The sequence below is a fragment of the Vibrio sp. 10N.222.52.C3 genome, assembly GCF_041474195.1.
Lineage (GTDB): Bacteria > Pseudomonadota > Gammaproteobacteria > Enterobacterales > Vibrionaceae > Vibrio > Vibrio crassostreae_C.
Window position 1 is genome coordinate 1 of sequence record NZ_JBFRTQ010000033.1, and the last position, 20,301, is coordinate 20,301.

General features: G+C 45.3%; 15 protein-coding genes and 1 pseudogene. 7 read left to right on the forward strand and 9 right to left on the reverse strand.

Going from position 1 to position 20,301, the window contains the following annotated elements; genetic code table 11:
- Positions 1-67 precede the first annotated feature (67 nt).
- Positions 68-1,354, reverse strand: a complete 1,287-nt coding sequence (locus AB4517_RS05770; RefSeq protein WP_372148040.1) for a sigma-54-dependent transcriptional regulator — start codon at positions 1,352-1,354, stop codon at positions 68-70.
- A gap of 84 nt (positions 1,355-1,438) precedes the next feature.
- On the reverse strand, positions 1,439-3,361 hold the full coding sequence (locus AB4517_RS05775) for an ATP-binding protein (protein ID WP_372148041.1): 1,923 nt from the start codon (positions 3,359-3,361) through the stop codon (positions 1,439-1,441).
- 167 nt (positions 3,362-3,528) lie between these two features.
- Between AB4517_RS05775 and pdxH the strand changes: the two genes are divergently transcribed.
- The gene (pdxH, locus tag AB4517_RS05780; protein WP_017061203.1) at positions 3,529-4,164 is read left to right on the forward strand and encodes a pyridoxamine 5'-phosphate oxidase; all 636 of its coding nucleotides are present in this window, start codon (positions 3,529-3,531) and stop codon (positions 4,162-4,164) included.
- A 102-nt stretch (positions 4,165-4,266) separates the two neighbouring features.
- Here pdxH and AB4517_RS05785 read toward each other — a convergent pair whose 3' ends face one another.
- Positions 4,267-5,049 carry a PAS domain-containing protein gene (locus tag AB4517_RS05785; protein WP_372148042.1) on the reverse strand — a complete coding sequence of 261 codons (783 nt, stop codon included), beginning with the start codon at positions 5,047-5,049 and terminating at the stop codon, positions 4,267-4,269.
- Between the two features lie 366 nt (positions 5,050-5,415).
- Positions 5,416-5,595: pseudogene (locus tag AB4517_RS05790) on the reverse strand (SUMF1/EgtB/PvdO family nonheme iron enzyme); the annotation flags it as partial.
- Between the two features lie 261 nt (positions 5,596-5,856).
- Here AB4517_RS05790 and AB4517_RS05795 point away from each other — a divergent pair.
- The 4 genes from AB4517_RS05795 (at position 5,857) to putP (ending at position 12,390) form a co-directional block, all read left to right on the forward strand.
- Positions 5,857-6,681: an AraC family transcriptional regulator gene (locus tag AB4517_RS05795; protein WP_017065150.1), complete on the forward strand. Its 825-nt coding sequence runs from the start codon at positions 5,857-5,859 to the stop codon at positions 6,679-6,681.
- Positions 6,682-6,862: 181 nt separating this feature from the next.
- Entirely contained in the window at positions 6,863-10,000 is a 3,138-nt protein-coding gene (gene putA / locus AB4517_RS05800) for a bifunctional proline dehydrogenase/L-glutamate gamma-semialdehyde dehydrogenase PutA (RefSeq protein ID WP_372148043.1), read from the forward strand.
- An 11-nt stretch (positions 10,001-10,011) separates the two neighbouring features.
- Positions 10,012-10,716, forward strand: coding sequence for a hypothetical protein (locus tag AB4517_RS05805; protein ID WP_004736898.1), 705 nt, complete (start codon positions 10,012-10,014; stop codon positions 10,714-10,716).
- A 183-nt stretch (positions 10,717-10,899) separates the two neighbouring features.
- Positions 10,900-12,390 carry a sodium/proline symporter PutP gene (putP, locus tag AB4517_RS05810; RefSeq protein WP_372148058.1) on the forward strand — a complete coding sequence of 497 codons (1,491 nt, stop codon included), beginning with the start codon at positions 10,900-10,902 and terminating at the stop codon, positions 12,388-12,390.
- A 638-nt stretch (positions 12,391-13,028) separates the two neighbouring features.
- Here putP and AB4517_RS05815 read toward each other — a convergent pair.
- A complete protein-coding gene (locus AB4517_RS05815; protein WP_017070161.1) occupies positions 13,029-13,199 on the reverse strand; it encodes a hypothetical protein in 171 nt (56 codons plus the stop codon).
- A 278-nt stretch (positions 13,200-13,477) separates the two neighbouring features.
- Between AB4517_RS05815 and AB4517_RS05820 the strand changes: the two genes are divergently transcribed.
- Positions 13,478-13,966: an Lrp/AsnC family transcriptional regulator gene (locus AB4517_RS05820; RefSeq protein ID WP_004732526.1), complete on the forward strand. Its 489-nt coding sequence runs from the start codon at positions 13,478-13,480 to the stop codon at positions 13,964-13,966.
- Between the two features lie 108 nt (positions 13,967-14,074).
- Here AB4517_RS05820 and AB4517_RS05825 read toward each other — a convergent pair whose 3' ends face one another.
- Both AB4517_RS05825 and AB4517_RS05830 read right to left on the reverse strand, forming a co-directional pair.
- Complete coding sequence (locus AB4517_RS05825) at positions 14,075-14,779, reverse strand: hypothetical protein (RefSeq protein WP_017065155.1); 705 nt, start codon at positions 14,777-14,779, stop codon at positions 14,075-14,077.
- A 286-nt stretch (positions 14,780-15,065) separates the two neighbouring features.
- Positions 15,066-16,916, reverse strand: a complete 1,851-nt coding sequence (locus AB4517_RS05830; RefSeq protein WP_065584473.1) for an ABC transporter ATP-binding protein — start codon at positions 16,914-16,916, stop codon at positions 15,066-15,068.
- Positions 16,917-17,502: 586 nt separating this feature from the next.
- Here AB4517_RS05830 and AB4517_RS05835 point away from each other — a divergent pair.
- Positions 17,503-18,477, forward strand: a complete 975-nt coding sequence (locus AB4517_RS05835; RefSeq protein WP_017061193.1) for an arginine deiminase-related protein — start codon at positions 17,503-17,505, stop codon at positions 18,475-18,477.
- A 133-nt stretch (positions 18,478-18,610) separates the two neighbouring features.
- Here AB4517_RS05835 and AB4517_RS05840 read toward each other — a convergent pair whose 3' ends face one another.
- Together AB4517_RS05840 and AB4517_RS05845 are read right to left on the reverse strand one after the other, a co-directional pair.
- Complete coding sequence (locus AB4517_RS05840; RefSeq protein WP_017082886.1) at positions 18,611-19,243, reverse strand: triacylglycerol lipase; 633 nt, start codon at positions 19,241-19,243, stop codon at positions 18,611-18,613.
- A 134-nt stretch (positions 19,244-19,377) separates the two neighbouring features.
- A complete protein-coding gene (locus tag AB4517_RS05845) occupies positions 19,378-20,217 on the reverse strand; it encodes a helix-turn-helix domain-containing protein (RefSeq protein WP_372148044.1) in 840 nt (279 codons plus the stop codon).
- Between the last annotated feature and the right edge of the window lie 84 nt (positions 20,218-20,301).

The following is a 20,301-nucleotide window of genomic DNA, read 5'->3' on the forward strand; positions in this document are numbered from 1 at the left end:
TTCTTACTTCTGATAAATGTTAAGATTTTGTTCCTTTAAATCTTTGAATTTATATATTTTTTAAGACCTATCGGTTCTTGAAATCCGTTTTATCGAGTTGGTGCTTTCTTAGTTTGTCATACAGTGTTTTTCTCGATACCTGCAGCTCTTGTTGTACCTCTTTTAAACGACCTTGATGGCGATGTAGTGCCTCAATCAAGATAATTTGTTCAAAGCTATCGGTGCGTTGGTTTAACGACTGTTGTTGCTCTTCAATGCTCATATCGAGTTCATTTTGCTCATCAGTATCGCTGTCGAGCGACGGCTGCTTAATTTGAGTCAGCACTCTGAGTTCGGCATGTTGGCGAAGCTGACGAATGTTCTCCGTCCAATGCGTTGCAATGAGTCGCTGAATCTCTTTTTCTGTAATGACGGGGGGTGGCAGCTGATAGCGACTGGCCGCACCACGAGCAAAGTGTTTGAATAAAGAGCCAATATCTTCCGTTCTTTGCGCCAAGGGTAGTAAATTAAACCGGCGTAGTTCACCTGTAATTGTAGTAGGAACTACTGTAGTTGCGATAATGATACAAGTTGCATTGGTCTTGCATGAGTTTTCATGAAGTAGAGTGGGTTTTAGAGCGGCTAACCATAGCCATTGCTGCGAAGTTAACGCTTCTGTTTCATGGATATAGAGTGTTCCACCTTGATGCTTTAAGAACAGTTGCAAAACAAACTGATGGAATGTCGCTTCGTCACTGCGTGGCAAATTAAACGCCGCGACAGGGCAAAGCTCCGCGGTTTGATGACTGTGTAAATCATGGGTGTATTGTGCAGTGACCCTTTTCCCCGTCCCTAAATCACCAACAAACAATAGAAGTGGGTTAGTTTTGGTATCTAGGGAGATCAATTCTCGGCGCAATGCCTGCATTGATGGAGATTGACCAATCAGTTTTGGGCCAACCTGATTTTGCATTGCCAACTCTTTGCGCAATAGGTTGTTCTCTTCAACCAGTGCGAGTTTATCTGCGGCTTTTTTAACGGCAGTGAGTAGGGCATCGACCACAAATGGCTTTTCCAGAAAATCGTAAGCGCCGGCTTTCATTGCGGATACCGCGGTTTGCACGTCACCATGTCCGGTAAGTACGATGACCTGAAAATGAGGATTTTGGCTCAGTAACTTTTGCGTCAATTGAATGCCATCCATCACCGGCATGTGAATATCGGTGACGACAATTCCGGCTTGCGTGGTATCTATTTTCTTTAATGCCTCAATAGCATTGGGAAAGCAGACAATATCGATGCCTTCAATGAGCATGGCTTGTTCTACGGAGTCTCGAATGGCGGGTTCATCGTCGACAAAATAGAGTTTAGGCATAGAGTGCAAAAGCCGATTCCTTAGCAGTAGGTGAGATTAGCAGTATGTGAGATTCGTTTTCTAATCAGCGATAACAACGGCGTGTTAGCCCTTATCGTTATATAACGGGATGTTTAGCGAGAATACCATGCCTGAAGGCTCTAACCGGTTCGCGCTGATCGTGCCGTGATACGCTTCAATAATCCGTTTCGATATTGAAAGCCCTAGCCCTAAACCTTCCGGTTTGGTGGTGAAAAACGGGTCGAACAGCTGTTCTAGTTTGTCATCTGGCATGCCAATTCCGTTATCCCAAATGATCAGCTGACAAGCGTTGTGATGAAGTTGCCATTCGATGCCTATCTGTGGGCTAGCCTGTTGGTCAACGCTTTCCAGGTTTTGTTGCTCCTGCAAGATTTTCTGTTCAAGAACTTGTTGTTGCAGCGCTTGAATCGCGTTGTGAATCAGGTTCACTAGTACTTGTTCGAGTTCGGTTGGATGAATCGCAATATTGATGTCATCTGGCACCGTGCTTAGCCTTAGCGTAATGCCTTGCTTGATCATCAGCGCACTGAGAATACTGGTGGCGTTGTTGACCGCTTGGTGCAGGTTCGCCACATGATGCTCTTGTTTAGTGACCTTGCGAGTAAAGACTTTGAGTCGCGCGATGATGTCGGTAATGGTGTTGTTGAGGCCAATCATTTTCTCAAGATTGCTTTTCACTAAATCGGTTCGTTCCATTTCCAGTAGCTTTAAGCTGTTTTCACTGTAGGTTCGCAGTGCTGCAAGTGGTTGGTTGATTTCGTGGTTAATGCTGGCTGACAGCTCACCGAGTACCGCTAGTTTTGCGGTTTGTGTCAGCTCTTGTTCTGTCTGTTTCAACTTCGACTGCGACTCTTGGTATTGAAAAAGGGTTTGTTGCAGCTGCTGATTGGATTGCTTCAAGTAGTGGGTACGTTTATCAACGGTTTGCTCTAGGTTTTGGTTGAGTCGGGTCAACGCCACTTTCGCGAGATAAGTCTGGCGCCAAGACCAAGCGATGAGCATCACCAAGCTGTAAATCACTACGAAGATGACATCGATCTGAAAGATTTTAATAAGTTCAGCTCTGGTCTCTTTTAGGGCGACGACTTGGTACTGGTTGTTGCTGATGGTAGCGGGGTAAAGATTAAAAGCACCAAGCTTGAATAACTGGTTGGCGGTGAGCTCTTTTCGGATTTCATTGGATTGAAGGTTGCTAGATTGATTGGCGTTGCTAGCTTCTGACTGAGATCTTGAAGAACGAAAGGCTTCGATGATCGAAATTTCGCTTTGACCGTATTGGCGTTGAAGTGCGATATCCGTTTGTTGTTGCTGCGTTAATGGCAACAGTGAATGATAAAGCCATGGAGCTTGGCTTGATAGAAAGACCACTTGGTTCGAGTCGAGTACTACGATCTCAAAGTCGTCGCTGGTTAGGATGTTTTCGAGATTTTCTAAGCTCACTTTTACGGTGATAACGCCAACAATTTCCTTGTCGATATACAGAGGTGAAGACAGAAAATAACCGCGTACGTTCGAACGAGCGCCTAGCGCGACATATTGTGTGTTGTTACCTTGAATGGCAGAAGCAAAGTAGGGACGAAACGAGAAGTTCTCACCCACAAAAGTGCGAGGCTTTTGGTAATTACTGGAAGCGACCACAGTACCGTTCGGATCGTGAATATAGATGGTGTCGGCTTGGCTTTGATTCGACCATTCAAATAGCAATTGATTGAGCTGCGCAGCGGAAATCTTGTCTGCTTGTGGTGATGAGTCAAAATAAGAGAGCAAGCGCGGGTCATGGCTGAGCAAATCCGGGATCTGTTTGAATTTATCCAATTCAGAGTCGATTTGTAGATTGGCTTTACTTGCTGCTTCATCGAGTTGCTGAGTGACGATTTTTTCTTGGAATTGCACTGCTATAAAGTGGGTTGCGGTCAGCCCTGCAGCTCCCAATAACAATGAGAATAAAACAAAGGGTGTCATTAGGTTAGGCAGTATTTTGGTCACTCGGATCTCAGCTTGTCATCGGTTTGTATAAAGATTATCAATATGATGGAGAGAGTACCGAGATCTTGTTAACACAGAGCACCTTCTGTGAGACAAAACCATGGCTTAGACTTGTGTTTCAAAGGATTACGGCGCAAAATCACAAAAAAATTTAAAGGAGCAAGCAAATGGAACTGACAGATATTCGTCGCGAATACGCTAAGGGTGGATTGAGACGCAAAGACTTGGCCGCAGACCCGATTGAGCAATTCAATCTATGGCTAGAGCAAGCCATTGAAGCGAAGTTGACGGACCCTACTGCCATGACAGTTGCTACGGTTGATGAAAATGGTCAGCCATTCCAACGAATTGTTCTGCTGAAGAATGTGGATAAAGACGGGTTCGTTTTTTACACCAACTTAGGTAGCCGCAAAGCGCACCAGCTTGAGCACAACAGCAAAATCAGTTTGCACTTCCCTTGGCATCCACTCGAACGACAAGTTCATATTACGGGCACGGCTGAAAAGCTGACCGCTATGGAAAATATGAAGTACTTCTCGTCACGTCCAAAAGAGAGCCAATTGGCCGCGATTGCAAGTAAGCAGAGTAGCCGCATTTCAGCGCGTGGGATTTTAGAAGGTAAGTATCTAGAGCTTAAACAGAAGTTTGCCAAAGGCGAGATTCCTGTGCCTTCTTTCTGGGGTGGCTTCCGAGTTCGTGTTGATAGTATTGAGTTCTGGCAGGGTGGTGAACACCGCTTGCACGACCGTTTCTTGTTCTCACGCCAAGACAACAGTTGGGATATTGATCGCCTAGCGCCTTAGGCTGCTTGATCGCTTAGCTGCTTAACAGATCCAAAAATGCCGTTGATTAGACTGATCAAATCAACGGCATTTTTTTGTCTGCATTTTCAGCTGAACAGTCAATCAGTCACTGTGAAGAACAACAGAGATCTGTTTTTTGAGCAGAGTTTCTGGGATCACTGAGCCCAATCCTGAATCCAATGCATACTCAATCAATTGGCTTTTACTGCGTGCATCAAACTTCTGTTTCAATCTGGCGACATGACCTTCGACCGTTTTGATTGAAATGTTTAACGTCGACGCGATGTACTGTGGTTTCTTGCCGAAAAGCAGTAAGAACAGTACCTCTGATTCTCTCGAAGTCAGCCGCTTTTGCAGCTTAGACACGCGCGGCTCTGACCCCGCAAGCGATGCCTGATCGCTTTTTGTTCCTGTGGCCTGACAAACCCAATGACCGACCTCTAAGATCGCGGTATCGGTAAGCTCTTGGCCATAGAAGATGGTGCCTTGGACGTTGTCGTCGTCATCAAGCCATGGTGTTTTAGTAAAGATATGGGCGTGCCAGCGTCCGTCTGGATAGGGGTGAATATCGAGAATCTTAAGGGTACTGCGTGTATCCATCGCATGTTTGTCTTGAGCTCTGAAATCTTGTGCGCACTCGGTGGTTTGACTGGGCATGTCGAAGTCGGTCAAGCCAGTACAAGTCTCATTGGGTTTTAAGCCAATCAATTGGTTGTAAGCAAGGTTGGCGTACACGAAGACCGAGTCAGTATCTTTGCAGCCCCAGCAGCCTGGAAGTTGTTCGAATAAAGAACGATGTATGGAGTTGAGTGGATCTGGCAAGGTTTTATCTCGTGTGTTGCGATGTTGCAATAATATCAGTTTCTTATAGCGCTGCAATGGCAATTAGAGTACGAAAAATAAGGGGGGACTGACAGTTAAACGGACTGCTGACTAACTGTGTCAATCACGGAGAATCGATGGGCATAAAGGGTGATAATCAGGCAAAAAAAAAAGCCAGCCTGAAGAGGGGCTGGCTAAAGACAAGATATGCCTTGTCGACATGTAGAAGATTTTCAGTCTAATTTACGAGGGTCAGGTAAATTAAACTGAGGCATCAATTTGATACCCAGAGTGACTTACTACTCTATCGACGAATCTACTCCTAGGAGTGCTTATGCATAAGGGGGGAATTCCCCTATAAATGTTGCTCAATGTGATAATTGAGAACCTAGAGTAAATATTTGGGGTTCTGAGCCTATGACTGGGAGCCTACAGCTCTCGTACTACTCGGAATCCTAGATAGTTCGCTGCCGTTGAAGGCGGTACGTACAGTTCGTTAAACACTTTTGCTTCTTCAGGAGAGAAGCTCCACGCGCCACCTTTCGCTAGGCCTTTCTGAACGGTTGTCCATTCCCATACATTACCCACCATGTCGTAGAAGCCTGTAAAATGTTTTTCGTGTTCGTGTTCGTGTTCGTGTTCGTGCTTGTGTGATTGCTTGTGAAGTCCCTAAACTCGCCGGAACGATTGGTTTTACAATGCCCGTAGTTTGTACACTCTTGATCATCCTTCCGGAGGCATGATCAAGATGATCGCGATAATGATCTTTTCATTCTCGCGAGCAAATAACTCTCATGAGCATTTACAAATTCATCTTATGCGCATTTAAGAGTATTATTCTTACTATGTTGACCCGAGTATTTTTCTGTCATGTCTAAACCTTTACCCTTTCCTAACCTAGACCTTTCTCCGCTAGGCCTTACTGGCCCTCGTCCTGCTGAGATCATCACTTTGCCATCGCATATGGATTGCCACGATCACCACTATTCTCAGGTGGTGATTGGTTTAAAAGGTCAGGCGGAATTTGAAGTGAGTGGTAAGGGGAATCTTGTTGGCCCAGGACAAGGTTGTGTGGTGACAGCGAGCTCTGATCATGCTTTCGGCGGAGTGGTTGGTCAGTCGGATATTCTCGTGCTCAACATGCCTATGCCAACCGATGATGACCCTCTGATGCTAGAGAAGATTAACCAGTTAGAATCATCGAACGTCTACTTCCAATTAGATGCGCAAATTCAAAAGCTTATCCATATGTTGGTGCAAGAGATGCAGGCCAGTCCTGATGATCTGTTATTAAGCCGTGCGTGCAATGATACGGTGATTGCATTGATGCAAAGGCACATCTCGGCATTTGAAACCTCAATCAAAGATTCACGCTTTGATCTTGAAGCGTTGGATCGCTACATAGAACAGCATTTAGCAAACAAGATCTCCGTCGCGCAGCTTGCGGGTAGTGTGTTCTTGGGTGAAAGCCAGTTCCATATGTTATTCAAAGAGCAAATGGGCATTACCCCTCACCAGTACGTTCTTGGCAAGCGCATCGACCGTTCTCGTCGTTTAATTGAACAAGGTAATCTAAGCCTTGGTCAGGTCGCTGAACTGGCTGGTTTCTCCGGTCAATCTTCCTTTACTCACACCTTTTCACGCCTTCAAGGCATGTCACCATCCCAATACAAAAAGAAAATTTCTGTTAAATAGTGAAACAAAACGGCATATTATTTTAAAGTTTCATATGTGACCTTGTGTTTGTTTTGTTAATAAAGCGAGTTTTTAGCAAAAAACTCGGAGTTTTTGACAAGTAATCCTTATATACTCTAAATACACTGCAGCCATTGTAGAGATCCCGAACTCTTTTCGGGTGTGAGATTAAGGAAAACGCATGTTTACAGCTACTGATGTGTTAAAGCCAGAATTCAATGAGCAGTCGCTTGCTGATCTTTGGACGCTTATCTCACCATTATATATGGTGGATGAAATCCAATGGCTAGAGCAACTTCTGCCACTAGCTACCCCTTCTGAGTCTGAAAAGCAGCAAATCACAGACAAAACGACTTCTTTGATCGAAGCTATCCGTGCGGATAAGACTTCTATCCAGATGATCGATGCACTGTTGCTTGAATACAGCTTAGATACTCAAGAGGGCATCTTGCTGATGTGTCTGGCGGAAGCCTTGATGCGTATTCCTGATTCGGCAACCGCTGATGCGTTGATTCGCGACAAACTTAGCGTTGCGGATTGGAAATCTCACCTGAAGAATTCTGACTCGGTTTTTGTTAACGCATCAACTTGGGGCCTAATGCTAACAGGCAAGGTGGTTGGACTTTCATCTAAAGAGCAGAGTGCAGGTCAAGCGGTTAACCGTTTAGTGAACAAGCTTTCTGAGCCGGTGATTCGTAAAGCGATGCACCAAGCGATGAAGGTGATGGGTCACCAATTCGTTCTTGGTCGCAGCATTGCTGAAGCGCAGAAGAACGGTAAGTCTATGCGTGACAAAGGTTTTACCTACTCATACGACATGCTAGGTGAAGCGGCACTGACCACTGCTGACGCAAACAAATACTTCAAAGATTACCTAATGGCGATTGAAGCCGTAGGTCGAGACACATACGTCTCTTCAAAATCTAGCCCAGCACCGTCTGTTTCTATCAAGCTTTCTGCGCTTCACCCACGTTATGAAGTGGCGAATGAAGACCGCGTACTGACTGAGCTATGCGACACGCTAGAGCAGTTACTGCGCCGTGCGATTGAGCTTGATGTTGCGATCACGATTGATGCAGAAGAAGCGGATCGCCTAGAGCTTTCGCTTAAGTTATTCGAAAAACTGTATCGCAGCGAGCTAGTGAAAGGCTGGGGCAAGTTTGGTCTGGTTATTCAAGCGTATTCAAAGCGTGCGTTACCGGTTCTAGTTTGGCTAAACCGCCTAGCAAAAGAGCAGGGTGACTTAATCCCACTTCGCCTAGTTAAAGGTGCTTACTGGGATAGTGAGATCAAATGGTCACAACAAGCTGGTTTCGATAACTACCCTGTTTACACTCGCAAAGAAGCGACTGATGTAGCCTACCTAGCGTGTGCGCGTTATCTATTGAGCCCAAGTGTTCGTGGCAATATCTTCCCGCAGTTTGCTAGCCACAATGCTCATACGGTTTCCGCTATTGCAGTGATGACAGACCATAAAGACTTTGAATTCCAACGCTTACACGGCATGGGTGATTCACTTTACAACCATGCAATGGAAGCTTACCAACAGTCGGTACGTATTTACGCGCCAGTTGGTAGCCATAAAGATCTACTGCCATACCTAGTACGTCGTCTGTTAGAGAATGGTGCAAACAGCTCGTTTGTACACCGTTTGGTTGATGCTCGTTGCCCTGTAGCAGAGCTAACACAGCATCCAGTCGACATGCTTTTGGCATTCGATACGTTGAACAACACTAAGATTCCTCTGCCGCCAGCGGTATTCCCTGAGCGTAAGAACTCATACGGTGTGAACATTGATATCGAGAGCGAAGCGCATCAGTTTGAAGAGCAAGTAAAAGGCTTTTTGAACAATCAATGGACTGCTGGACCTGTGATCAACGGCGAATCTCTTGCCGAAAGCATGATCAAGGCTGATCAGAACGTTGAGCAAGTGACTGCACCTTATGATCGTCGAATTAATGTGGGTCAGGTGGCTTTCGCTAACCTTGATCATGTTTCCGCAGCGATCACTGGCGCTGATGCAGCATTTGCTGATTGGAACGCAACTTCAGTTGAAACCAAAGCGGCAGCGCTTGATAAGTTGGCTGACCTGATGGAAGACAACCTGGCTGAGCTGGTGGCAATTTGTCATCAAGAAGCGGGTAAGACAATTCACGACAGCATTGATGAAGTGCGTGAAGCGGTCGACTTCTGTCGTTACTACGCAAAACAAGCGAACAACCTACAAGGTTTTGAGCTAAAAGGCTTTGATGGTCTAACTCGAATCGCTTCGCGACAAGGTCGTGGTGTATTCGTTTGTATCAGCCCTTGGAACTTCCCATTGGCGATCTTCCTTGGCCAAATTACAGCTGCACTAGTGGCGGGTAACACGGTTGTGGCGAAACCTGCAGAGCAAACAAGCTTGATTGCGGCTCGCGCGGTTGAACTGATGAATGAAGCGGGTTTCCCTGCTGGCACGATTCAGTTACTACCGGGTCGTGGCGCTGAGATCGGCAGTGCGCTAACCAGTCATGACGCGATTGCGGGCGTTGCCTTTACGGGGTCAACACCAACAGCACAACGTATCAACGTGTCATTGGCGAGTCGTAACGCTAAGCCTGTTCCGTTTATCGCGGAAACCGGTGGTCAGAATGCGATGATCGTCGACAGTACCGCACTGCCTGAACAGGTAGTCCGTGATGTTATTCGTTCGGCATTCGCTTCTGCAGGTCAACGTTGTTCTGCGCTACGTGTGCTTTACATTCAAGAAGACATTGCAGATCGCGTGATTGGACTAATTCACGGTGCGATGGATGAGCTAAGCGTTGGTATTCCACATCTTCATAAAACGGATGTGGGCCCAGTTATCGACCAAAACGCGAAGCAGAAGTTGATGACGCACCTAGAAAATATGACTAAGACCCAGAAGAAAGTGGCTCAACTTTCTCTAGGAGCGGATTGTGAACATGGTGACTTTGTTCCACCAAGTGCATTTGAAATCGATGACATCAGCTGTTTGAAAGAAGAGCAGTTTGGTCCTGTACTGCATATCGTTCGCTTCAAAGCGAGTGAACTGGCGCAAGTGGTAGACCAAATTAACCAAACCGGTTTTGGCTTAACCATGGGCATCCACAGCCGTAACGAGACAACTTACCGTTGGATCGAAAAACACGTTCGTGTGGGTAACTGTTACATCAACCGTGACCAGGTCGGCGCTGTTGTTGGTGTACAACCATTTGGTGGTCAAGGCTTGTCTGGTACTGGCCCTAAAGCGGGTGGTCCTCACTACCTATACCGCTTTACTGATGTTCATTTCTCTCAATCACAAGACAAGGCATAAGGAGCAGTATCATGGTTCATCAAGTGACAGGTTTTTCTGATGCTTTCTTGGCGTGGGAACAATGGAATCTTACCGATTTTGATCATAAGAGTGCTCAGGTACTTGCATTCAAATCAGAGATCGAAAGCCAATCTACGTCTTTGGCGGCAGTGGCAACTTATCACCTAGAGCAGGCCTCTGCGCTGCTTTCTGAGCAGCACCTAATGGCTGGCCCGACTGGTGAAACAAACGAGCTGTATGCTGCAGGACGTGGTGTGGCTTTGGTGATTGTTGATGATTGCCAAGACAAAGAGCCAGCACTGCAAACAGCAACCGCGATGATTACCGCAGCACTATTAGCGGGTAACAGCGTGCAATTGTGCAGTGATGACGTGCAATTCAACACCTTGATCGCTGATGCAGCGAAACAAGCGAATTTACCGACGAACTTGGTGCAGGTTGCTTCGTACGACGCGGCTCAACAGCTGCTGTCTTGCGATGTACGTAGCGCAGGTTACGTAGGTAACTCACAAACGGCTCAAGCTATCAATTTACAACTTGCTAAGCGTGACGGTGCCATCGTCAGTTTAGTAGCTGAAACGGATCTGACAGCAATGCATGTTGCTCACGATCCACACTTATCGCTGCGTTTCATTACCGAGCGTACGCGAACTATAAATATAACAGCCGTGGGCGGTAACGCGACCTTGCTCGAACTTGGAAGCGAAGCTCACTAACCTTCAGTAACATTGGCTCTAAGCACTTTTGTTTTCTCCATTGTTGGTTTCACCATCTTTGGATTTAACTCATAGTGCCTTGGAGCCTCAATACCTAACTCAATGCACTCGCTTGCCTTTACGGTGAGTGTCTTGCATTGAATTAGGCATGGAAGGCTTTTTACAAATGAGGACTATCAAATGATAGAAAACAGTTTTGCAATAACGACGACGTTCATTGCGTATCTAATTATGATGCTGGCAATCGGTGTTATTGCTTACAAACGTACTTCTAGCTCGACAGACTACTTCCTAGGTGGTCGTTCGCTAGGCCCATGGCCTGCTGCACTTTCTGCTGGTGCATCAGACATGAGTGGTTGGCTACTACTTGGTCTACCGGGTTACGCTTATGCTGCTGGTTTTGAAGCATTCTGGCTTGCTGGTGGCCTGCTAGTTGGTACTTGGGCGAACTGGTTAATCAGTGCTAAGCGTCTGCGTACTTACAGCATTACAACAGAGTCACTGACGCTACCTGAGTTCCTATCTCGTCGTTTCAATGATAATTCTAAGCTGATCCAAACAATTTCTGCTTTCTTTATCCTTTTATTCTTCCTTTTCTACACAAGTTCTGGCTTGGTAGCAGGTGGTAAATTGTTTGAAACAGTATTCGGCCTAGATTACACAACAGCGGTAATCATCGGTACCGTATGTGTGGTTTCTTACACGCTATTTGGTGGTTTCCTTGCGGTATCTTGGACGGATTTGGTTCAAGGTCTGCTGATGTCTGCTGCGCTATTGATTGTACCAATCGCAGCGATGAACGGTGGTCTTGGTCAGCTATCGACTGATCTTCACAACATCAACCCAGAGCTTCTCACGCTATGGAATGATGTGAAAGGTGAGCCACTTTCTGCTATCGCGATCATCTCGCTAGCGGCATGGGGTCTAGGTTACTTCGGTCAGCCACACATCCTTGCTCGTTTCAAAGCAACACGTAGCAACAAAGACCTAACAACAGCGCGTCGTATCGCGGTGGTATGGTCTGCTCTGTCTATGGTTGGTGCAATGCTAGTAGGTCTTGTTGGTCTAATCTACGTGACTAACTCCGGCGCGCCTAAACTAGACGATGGCGAGAAGATCTTCATGCTTCTTGTTAACGCAATGTTCCACCCAGTCATCGCCGGTATCCTACTTGCTGCAATCCTAGCGGCAATCATGAGTACTGCTGATTCACAGCTTCTTGTTTCTTCATCTGCAATGGCAGAAGACTTGTACAAGCAAATTCTGAAGAAAGACGCAACGTCTGAAGAGATCGTTCGTGTAGGCCGCTTCGCGGTAATCCTAATTTCTCTGATTGCTCTTGTGCTAGCGATGACGCCGGACAGTTCAGTTCTTGGCCTCGTATCTTACGCATGGGCTGGTTTCGGTGCTGCGTTTGGTCCAGCTATCGTATTGAGCCTTTACTGGCCTCGTATGAACCGTAACGGCGCTCTAGCGGGTATCGTTGTTGGTGGTGTTACGATTGTACTTTGGAAACAGTTCACGGGCGGTTGGTTCGATGTTTACGAAATCGTACCGGGAATCATCCTATCGACTCTTTCTATCGTTATCGTGAGTCTAATTACGGGCGAGCCTGAAGACGAAGTTAAGAAGCAACACGCTGAGTTCGAGAAGAACCTTGTTGAGCTAGACTAATTTACATTGTAAAAATACCAATGAATTAGCAAAAGACATGAACAATAGAGTCACTTCGGTGGCTCTATTTTTTTATGTGAGTACGACCTTTGTCTTATTTCAAATTAAGTTTATTCGAGGTTTTCTGATATTGAAATGGGGGTTTACAATGTAAATCGAAGCGGTAGGATCTTGCGTGAGAAGGGAAAGATCAACTTACTCAATGGCGTGTGATGTCAAAAAATAAAACAGAAAAATGGCTATTTTTTGAACTTGGCGCTCACTTTTGTCATTAGCTCGGTGAATTGTGGAACCGAATTGGACATGATGTGTCAATTGTCAGTAACCACTAAAGACCTATAGGACAAAGGTATGCCTGATCTCTATTGCAAAGGATGTAAAAAAACAACACTACATAAGTCTATAATGAAACGTTGTGAATCAGAGCCCGAGACAGCTTCTGGCCGTATGATGCAATGGACGTCAAAACTATTTAGTGGAAACCTGTACTACGATATGGAAACTCAGCACTTCTGCCGCACGTGCAATTGTCGTTGCGAAACTGGAAGTGCTGTTCCCCAAGTTGGCCTAGCCTAACTCATAGTAAGTGCTTACTAACTTGATTCAAAAAACCTCCGTGCTAGGAGGTTTTTGTGTTTCTAAGCAGCCTTGAGTGCAAGCTCAGCTTCAATGGCATTGCCATCAATCTTCACTTCCCATCCATAGTTTGAGTATTCATTTGCTAGTGCCTGAGCAACATCTTTTGATACCGTTACGTGTGTCCATGAACCAATACCGTAAGGTTTATATGCGAGTTCTTGCGTTTTCATAATAGAGTCATCCTTTCTCTTTGATAATTATATTATTCACTTTGGCCTATATCCTTTCTTTCGTTTCCGGCTCAACTTATTTGTTAATCGGGTCATTTCTATAATAATTTGTTAATAACCAGAGTTTGATTTATAAGGGTTCTTATCTATTTTTATGTGTTTATATCTGGCGTGAATATCATCCGTGCATTTAGTTTTTAAATGTGTGAGCGAGGTTTTCTTCGATTGCACTTGGTATGGAATATACTGAGCGGAATTTAGAATGTTTAAGGAATGTTATGTCTCAGCATCAGCTCGATCGTATCGATAAAGAGATACTAAGAATTCTGCATATGAAAGGGCGTTTACCTGTTGTTGAACTGGCAAAACAGGTCAACCTTACGACGTCACCTTGCTCTGATAGACTCAAGCGATTGGAGAAAGAGGGCTACATCACGGGCTATCATGCTGAGCTTTGTTCAGAAAAGCTGGGACTCGATGTTCAAGTCTTTATCCATATCCGTCTCGATCAGACTAGCTTTTCGATCTTCGACAAATTTGCCCAAGCCGTGGAAATGATGCCTGAGGTGGAAGAGTGCTACTCACTGTCGGGTGACTTTGACACCATGATCAAGGTTCGAGTGAAAGACATGAAGGCGTACCAAGCGTTTATGGCAACGAAGTTGGGCACCTTGCCTGGTGTGATTCAGACACGTAGTGAAGTGGTGATTGAAGAGCATAAAAAGGGCTTCGGCGTGAACCCTGAGTTGTTGGCAACTCTAAAATAGTGGCCTAATTTCGCTTACCAACGTGATTTAGATATAAAAAATGGAAGCAATAAGCTTCCATTTTTTGTTGAGCGTCAGATAAAGAGCAATCCGATAAACTTGTTCGCCTTAAAGCGTAATGGCCGCAGAGATTAAGCCAATCACACCACCGAATACACCGCCCCAAACCACAAGCCAGCCAAGGTGTTTCTTGATCATGGTCTGAACCATCTCTTTAACCAGCTTAGGTGTTAGTTCATTCAAGCGCTGATCGATGATCGCCTCAATGTTTTCTTTGATTTCATCCATCATCGCAGGCGATTCTAGCTCGTCTTTGATGGCATTTTTTACAGAATCACTCTTGCTGATTTCAATCACAGATTCTTGCATCTTCTCAACAAACGGCGCTTTCATTGGCTCTAGTGCTTCTGTGCCACCAAACATTGCCAACATACCGCCAAACTGAGAGTTCTCGATAACATGCACCAGTGAGTCGAATGCAGGGTTAAAGTCGATCTTCTGAATCACAGGCTCTAGATTGAGCGACTTTCCTGTCATCTCGCTGCTTAGGAAGCGGTCGATGTTACTTTCTGTAAAGAATTGCTCCATCATCAGTTGCTTGATGGCTGCCTTGAACTCTTCAAAGCGCGCTGGAATCACTCCAGAACCGTATAGGCCGGGTACTTTCTCGAACAACATGTGAATCGCAAGCCAGTTGGTGATGGCACCAGAAAAGGCGAATAGGCCTGCATAAAGCAAGTATTGGTTTGCTGTCGCATAGCCGCCAGCAAGCAGCGCTAACGCGATAACGTTAGTTAAGACACTTTTGTTCATGGTTGATCTCTAGAAAGAATATTGCGCGCATTTTAAGAAAAAAACGCCAAGAAAAAAACAAAAGGATCGATGAAGTTTATTGGACAGGTAGCAAAGAGCGCCAAATAGCAGGCATAAAAAAGGCTAGCCTCCCCCCGAAGTCTAGCCTTATTCCAGAACGCGCAAGCGAGGCGTCTTTGGTGTTAATGTCATTATATAATTACGACATAACATTCTGCCATGTGTAATTTACCGCTAATAAACAAATTGCTGTGAATCACATCGCACTTTTAAAATAGCACAAAAATTAAGCGTTTGTAGCTTGCTCAAGGTCATCGGCAATGAAGCCACCGGTTTGGTGATTCCATAGCTGCGCATAAATACCATTCTGGTTAATCAGCTCTTGGTGCGTGCCTTCTTCTACGATATTGCCGGCATCAAGCACGATCAGGCGATCCATCGCTGCGATGGTCGACAGGCGGTGTGCAATCGCAATAACCGTTTTGCCTTCCATTAGCTCAATCAAGCTCTCTTGAATCGCTGCCTCTACCTCAGAATCGAGTGCAGAAGTTGCTTCATCGAGAACAAGTAATGGAGCATTCTTTAGAAGAACACGTGAGATAGCCACACGTTGACGCTGACCACCAGAAAGCTTAACGCCACGTTCACCCACTTGAGCATCGTAACCAACGTTGCCAAACGGGTCGGTTAGCGTTTCGATAAACTCATGCGCGTGTGCCTGTTTAGTCGCCGCGTATACCTCTTCGTCTGATGCCTCTGGTCGACCGTAAAGAATGTTGTCTTTGATCGAACGGTGCAGCAGTGAAGTATCTTGGGTCACCATACCAATGTTGCTACGCAGAGAATCTTGAGTAACGCTCGAGATCTCTTGGTCATCAATCAGGATGCGGCCACTTTCTACATCGTGGAAACGCAAAAGTAAGTTAACTAGGGTCGATTTACCTGCACCTGAACGGCCAACCAAGCCCACTTTTTCACCCGGTTTGATGTTGAGGTTTAGGTTGTTGATCACCCCCTTATTCTCACCGTAGTTAAAGCTTACATTGTCGAAGTTGATACCGCCTTGTGGAACCTCCAGAGGCTTCGCGTCTTTCTTGTCTTCAATAGCAATAGGCTTAGACAGAGTTTTAATGCCGTCAATCACGGTACCAAGGTTCTCAAACAGACCACCAATTTCCCACATGATCCATTTCGACATGCCGTTAATACGCAGAGCCAAGCTGACCGCAATCGCGATTGCACCCACGGTGATTGCGCTATCTAGCCATAGGTAGATAGAGATACCCGCAATGCTGAACACCAATAGATAGTTAGCGAATTCCACGCAGATGTTGAAGCCGGTTACCAAGCGCATTTGGCGGTGCACAGTATCTAGGAAGCCTTCCATGCCTTCTTCGGCGTATTCGGTTTCTCTTTTACTGTGTGAGAACAATTTCACCGTCGCGATGTTGGTGTAACTATCGACAATACGACCTGTCATTAACGATCGCGCATCCGCTTGCTCTGAAGACACGTCTTTTAGCTTTGGCACGAAGTGCAGTTGAATACCGATGTAAACGAATAGCCAAATCAGCATCGGAGCCATCAAGCGCCAATCTGATTCAGCAAGCATGAACAGCATCGCCGTGAAGTAAACCGTCACGTAGACAAACACATCGACCATCTTGGTCACAGTTTCGCGCACTGCAAGCGAGGTTTGCATCACTTTGGTCGCGACACGTCCGGCGAAGTCATCTTGATAGAAGGACAGGCTTTGCTTCAAAAGGTAGCGGTGTGCTAACCAACGAATCGACATTGGGTAGTTGCCCAGCAAAGTTTGGTGAAGCAATAGCGAGTAAACACTGATCAAGATTGGCATCACAACCAACAGCAGAATACCGAGCCCCATCAATGTCGATTCGTTGTCTGCTAAGAAAGTGTCTGGGTTGCTTGTTGATAGCCAGTCGACCAATTGCCCCATGTAACCGAACAGCGCGACTTCGATGATCGCGATGGTCATGCTCATCAACCCGAGCAAAATCAATGGTTTTTCGAAACCTCGAGTGTAATGGCGGCAGAATGCCAGTATGCCAGTAGGAGGTTGTATCGGCTCTCCCTTTGGAAAGGCTTCAGTAAAGCCTTCAAATTTCTTGTACATAGATTTCCCTTTATAAACTAGTGCATCTATAAGCGACTGCATCGTTGGTGCAGCTTTGTTTTTATGGTCTTGATTCGAAATTTAACTGCCTTAGTTTGAAATTATATAAGCGCCCATGGGTTCTTATCAGTATTAAGTCATTCGATGGATTTTGTTCTAGCGCCTATTTAGGCACTTGGCTTTAAAACACTAAAACTTTGTCTAAGCGATACAGGAAAGGTCCAAAGAGTGTCTTTCATGACGCTTATTTTAGATTGAATTAGACAGGAAAAGTTAAGCTTATTTCAAACGTAATTGATTGTTATGCAACGGTGATAATCCTAACGTTAAATGGATTGAATTGTAATCAAAACTCGTGATGGGCGAGAAAATGGAATCAGAATATTTATCCATAAAGTGACTTAACGAATATGCATACAGTTGGTTCTTTCTGATGTGCTGTTATCTTGCAGTAAAAATTACCGATTAATCTAAGATCTGCAGTAATTGTTTGGGATAAATATTCAAATAAATATTCTTTTCAGTGAATCTTGTCGTAACAAGTTGTTTACAATTCTGAAGTAAATAAAAGATAGGGACGGTTGAAATGTTAAACCTACACAAAAAATCACTTCATATCACTAATGTTCAAAACGCCAATTGCGTTGTTATGGTGCCACCAAAAGAGTTTAAATTTAACGAAGAAACAGCACGTGATAACGAATTTCAGCACAGAGTTAATCTGACCGAAGCTGAGGTGAAAGTAGAAACGATGGCCGAGTTTAAGGCGATGGTCGCTTCGTTGCGTAAAGAAGGTGTGCAAGTTGTAGAGTTTGATTACCCAGAATTGGGCGTTGAAACTCCGGATGCTGTTTTCCCAAACAACTGGTTCAGTACCTGTAGTGATGGAAGCTTATTCACGTTCCCTATGGCGTGTGAAAACCGTCAGAATGAAGTTAAGCCAAATGCTCTTATTGAAGCGTTAGAAGCGTCGGGTCGCATTGTTAACCATAGCGAGTCTCTAGAGTCTTACATCGCGCAAGGTTCTTATCTAGAGAGCACGGGCGTGATGGTGATCGACCATATCAACAAGACCATCTACGCTGCGCTTTCTCAGCGTTGTGACCGCGAAGTGTTAGAAGATTATGCGAAGCGCATTGGTTATTCTCGCGTGGTCTCGTTCCAAACAGCACTGCCGTCTGGTCAGCCGATCTACCACACCAATGTGATGATGGCGATTGGTGATAATTTCTGCGTGATCTGTGATGAAGTGATCCCAGAGTTTGAGCGCCGCTTTGTGGTGAAGTCGCTTGCTAAAGATAAGCAGGTTATCTCTATCTCAATTGATCAGATGAACCGTTTCTGTGGCAACATCCTGCAGCTTGAAACCGTGAATGGCGACAAGGTGATCGCGATGTCTCAATCGGCTTACGATGCGTTTTCTCCAGCCCAGTTAGCTCAGCTTTCGACGCATGGAAAACTGCTGCCATTTAACGTGAAAACGATTGAAGACATTGGCGGTGGTTCGGTGCGATGCATGTTGGGTGAGGTGTTTTTACCAACGCGAGTAAATCGTCTGTAACAAGCACTCACTTTCAGTAATGAATCTTTGAATACCACTCTTATCGCAGAGTGGTATTTTTGTTTTTGTCTTTCACATATAAGAGAACAGAGCTCGATACAGGAGTCAACGCGCAAAAGCTAATGGAAATAAGCTATGAAGCGTCCTTAAAAGCTCTGTGTTCGATGAACTGAGCCGACAGTGTTACGACTTCTTTGGAGTAGACAAGCGCCGTGTGGTTGAGTTTGAGGGCGTAAGTATCCGTTGCTCCTCTCAGGTTGGCGTCTTCGAGTGTGACTGTGCCATCGCCCGGGTTTTTCCCCAGTACAATACGTCCAACTCCGGCGTCGTAGGTGCCTGTAATCACGCCAATCGGCACATCAATATCGTAGTCACCCAAGCCATCACTTAAGATCATTTTGCTCGAACCAAATATAAATCCAAGACCATGATTCGAAAGCGTTTTGGCTATGGTTGCCCCATTGTGCGGCGTACCTGCGGTAATAATGCAGGTGTCTGCAAAGTCGGGTTGGTAGAACTTAAAGTAGTGGCGAATCAGCAAGCCACCGAGTGAGTGACCAAAGAAATAGACCTCATCGTACTCATTAAAGCGAGCATTTACGAAGCGATTGAGGCGTTTGGCTGCAGAAGGGAAACGCAGCGAGTTGTAGGCAAACTTGTGCGTTGTAAAGCCGCGTTTTTTGAAGTTTCTATCCAGATACTGCATGATCAACGCAGGCATATATAGGCCATGAATTAAAACTATATGTTTGTTTTTATTATTCATTTTTGTCCTCCGTCTGATGATGTCCCCAGTATATTTAGTCGCAAATCTAAACTCAATAAAACTTGCTACGAATGGGGCACAAAAGACAGAGGTGTACGTTATAAACAGTGCGTTCGTCATAGAGAAAAGGTGGGTTAGTCAGATCTCACTCCACCATACACATCTATGGTTAATCCGCCTTGTTTGGCGTAAGTATTGGGTGTTAGACCGATGGTTTTCTTTAGGTAACGAATCAGGTGCGGTTGGTCGCTAAACCCAAATTGAAAGGCGACGTCCATCCAGTCGATGTCATCCAAATTTCGCTTATACAAGTATTCCAACATCGCTTCGAGTTTGTTCATCGATTGGCACTGTTTTAATGTCAGCCCTGTTACCTTGTTGAAGCTTCTTTCCAATGTTCTTTGCGAGCAAAACAGCTTGTCTCCAAGCTCTGCAATCGGTGTCGAACCAAGCACACCCAACACCTTGCGTGTGAGTTCGCTGTGCCTATCCGTTTTAGCTGTCGATAGCCAAGGCAGCATTAAATCATCTAACTGCTGACAGCAGGCCTCAACATCGGTTTGAGCGAGCTTGATCAGCGACATTACTTCGGCATTAGGATTATCTAACAAACTCGCGAGATCGATAGGGTTAACACTGTCTAGGCTGGGGTGTGGACAGTCTGGAATATCTAACGTGTACAAGGCTCCGACATGGAATTTAATACCTAGGTGAACAAAGGGCTTTGAGTGATCCAATTCGATGGCTTTATGGTGTGGTAACAGCAGATGGCAACCAACGCCTTGATCGACCTGTTGCTCTATTGTGTAGTGATACGGCTGATCGCAGGGGGACAGGATTAAATGCGCTGAAGGGTCAGGGTTGAGTATCGGAAACTGATGAGTTTGGGCATCGGGCGTTTTCTCGATAAGCCAGTAGCAATCAATGAACTGAGCGATTTCAGGGGATTTTGGCGACTGTAACCAATTGATCATTCGAACTTCTATTTCTGATGAGTACTTTACCACTATATGTGGATATCGTTGTCTGTGACAGTTTTATCCATACTAAGTGCTTGC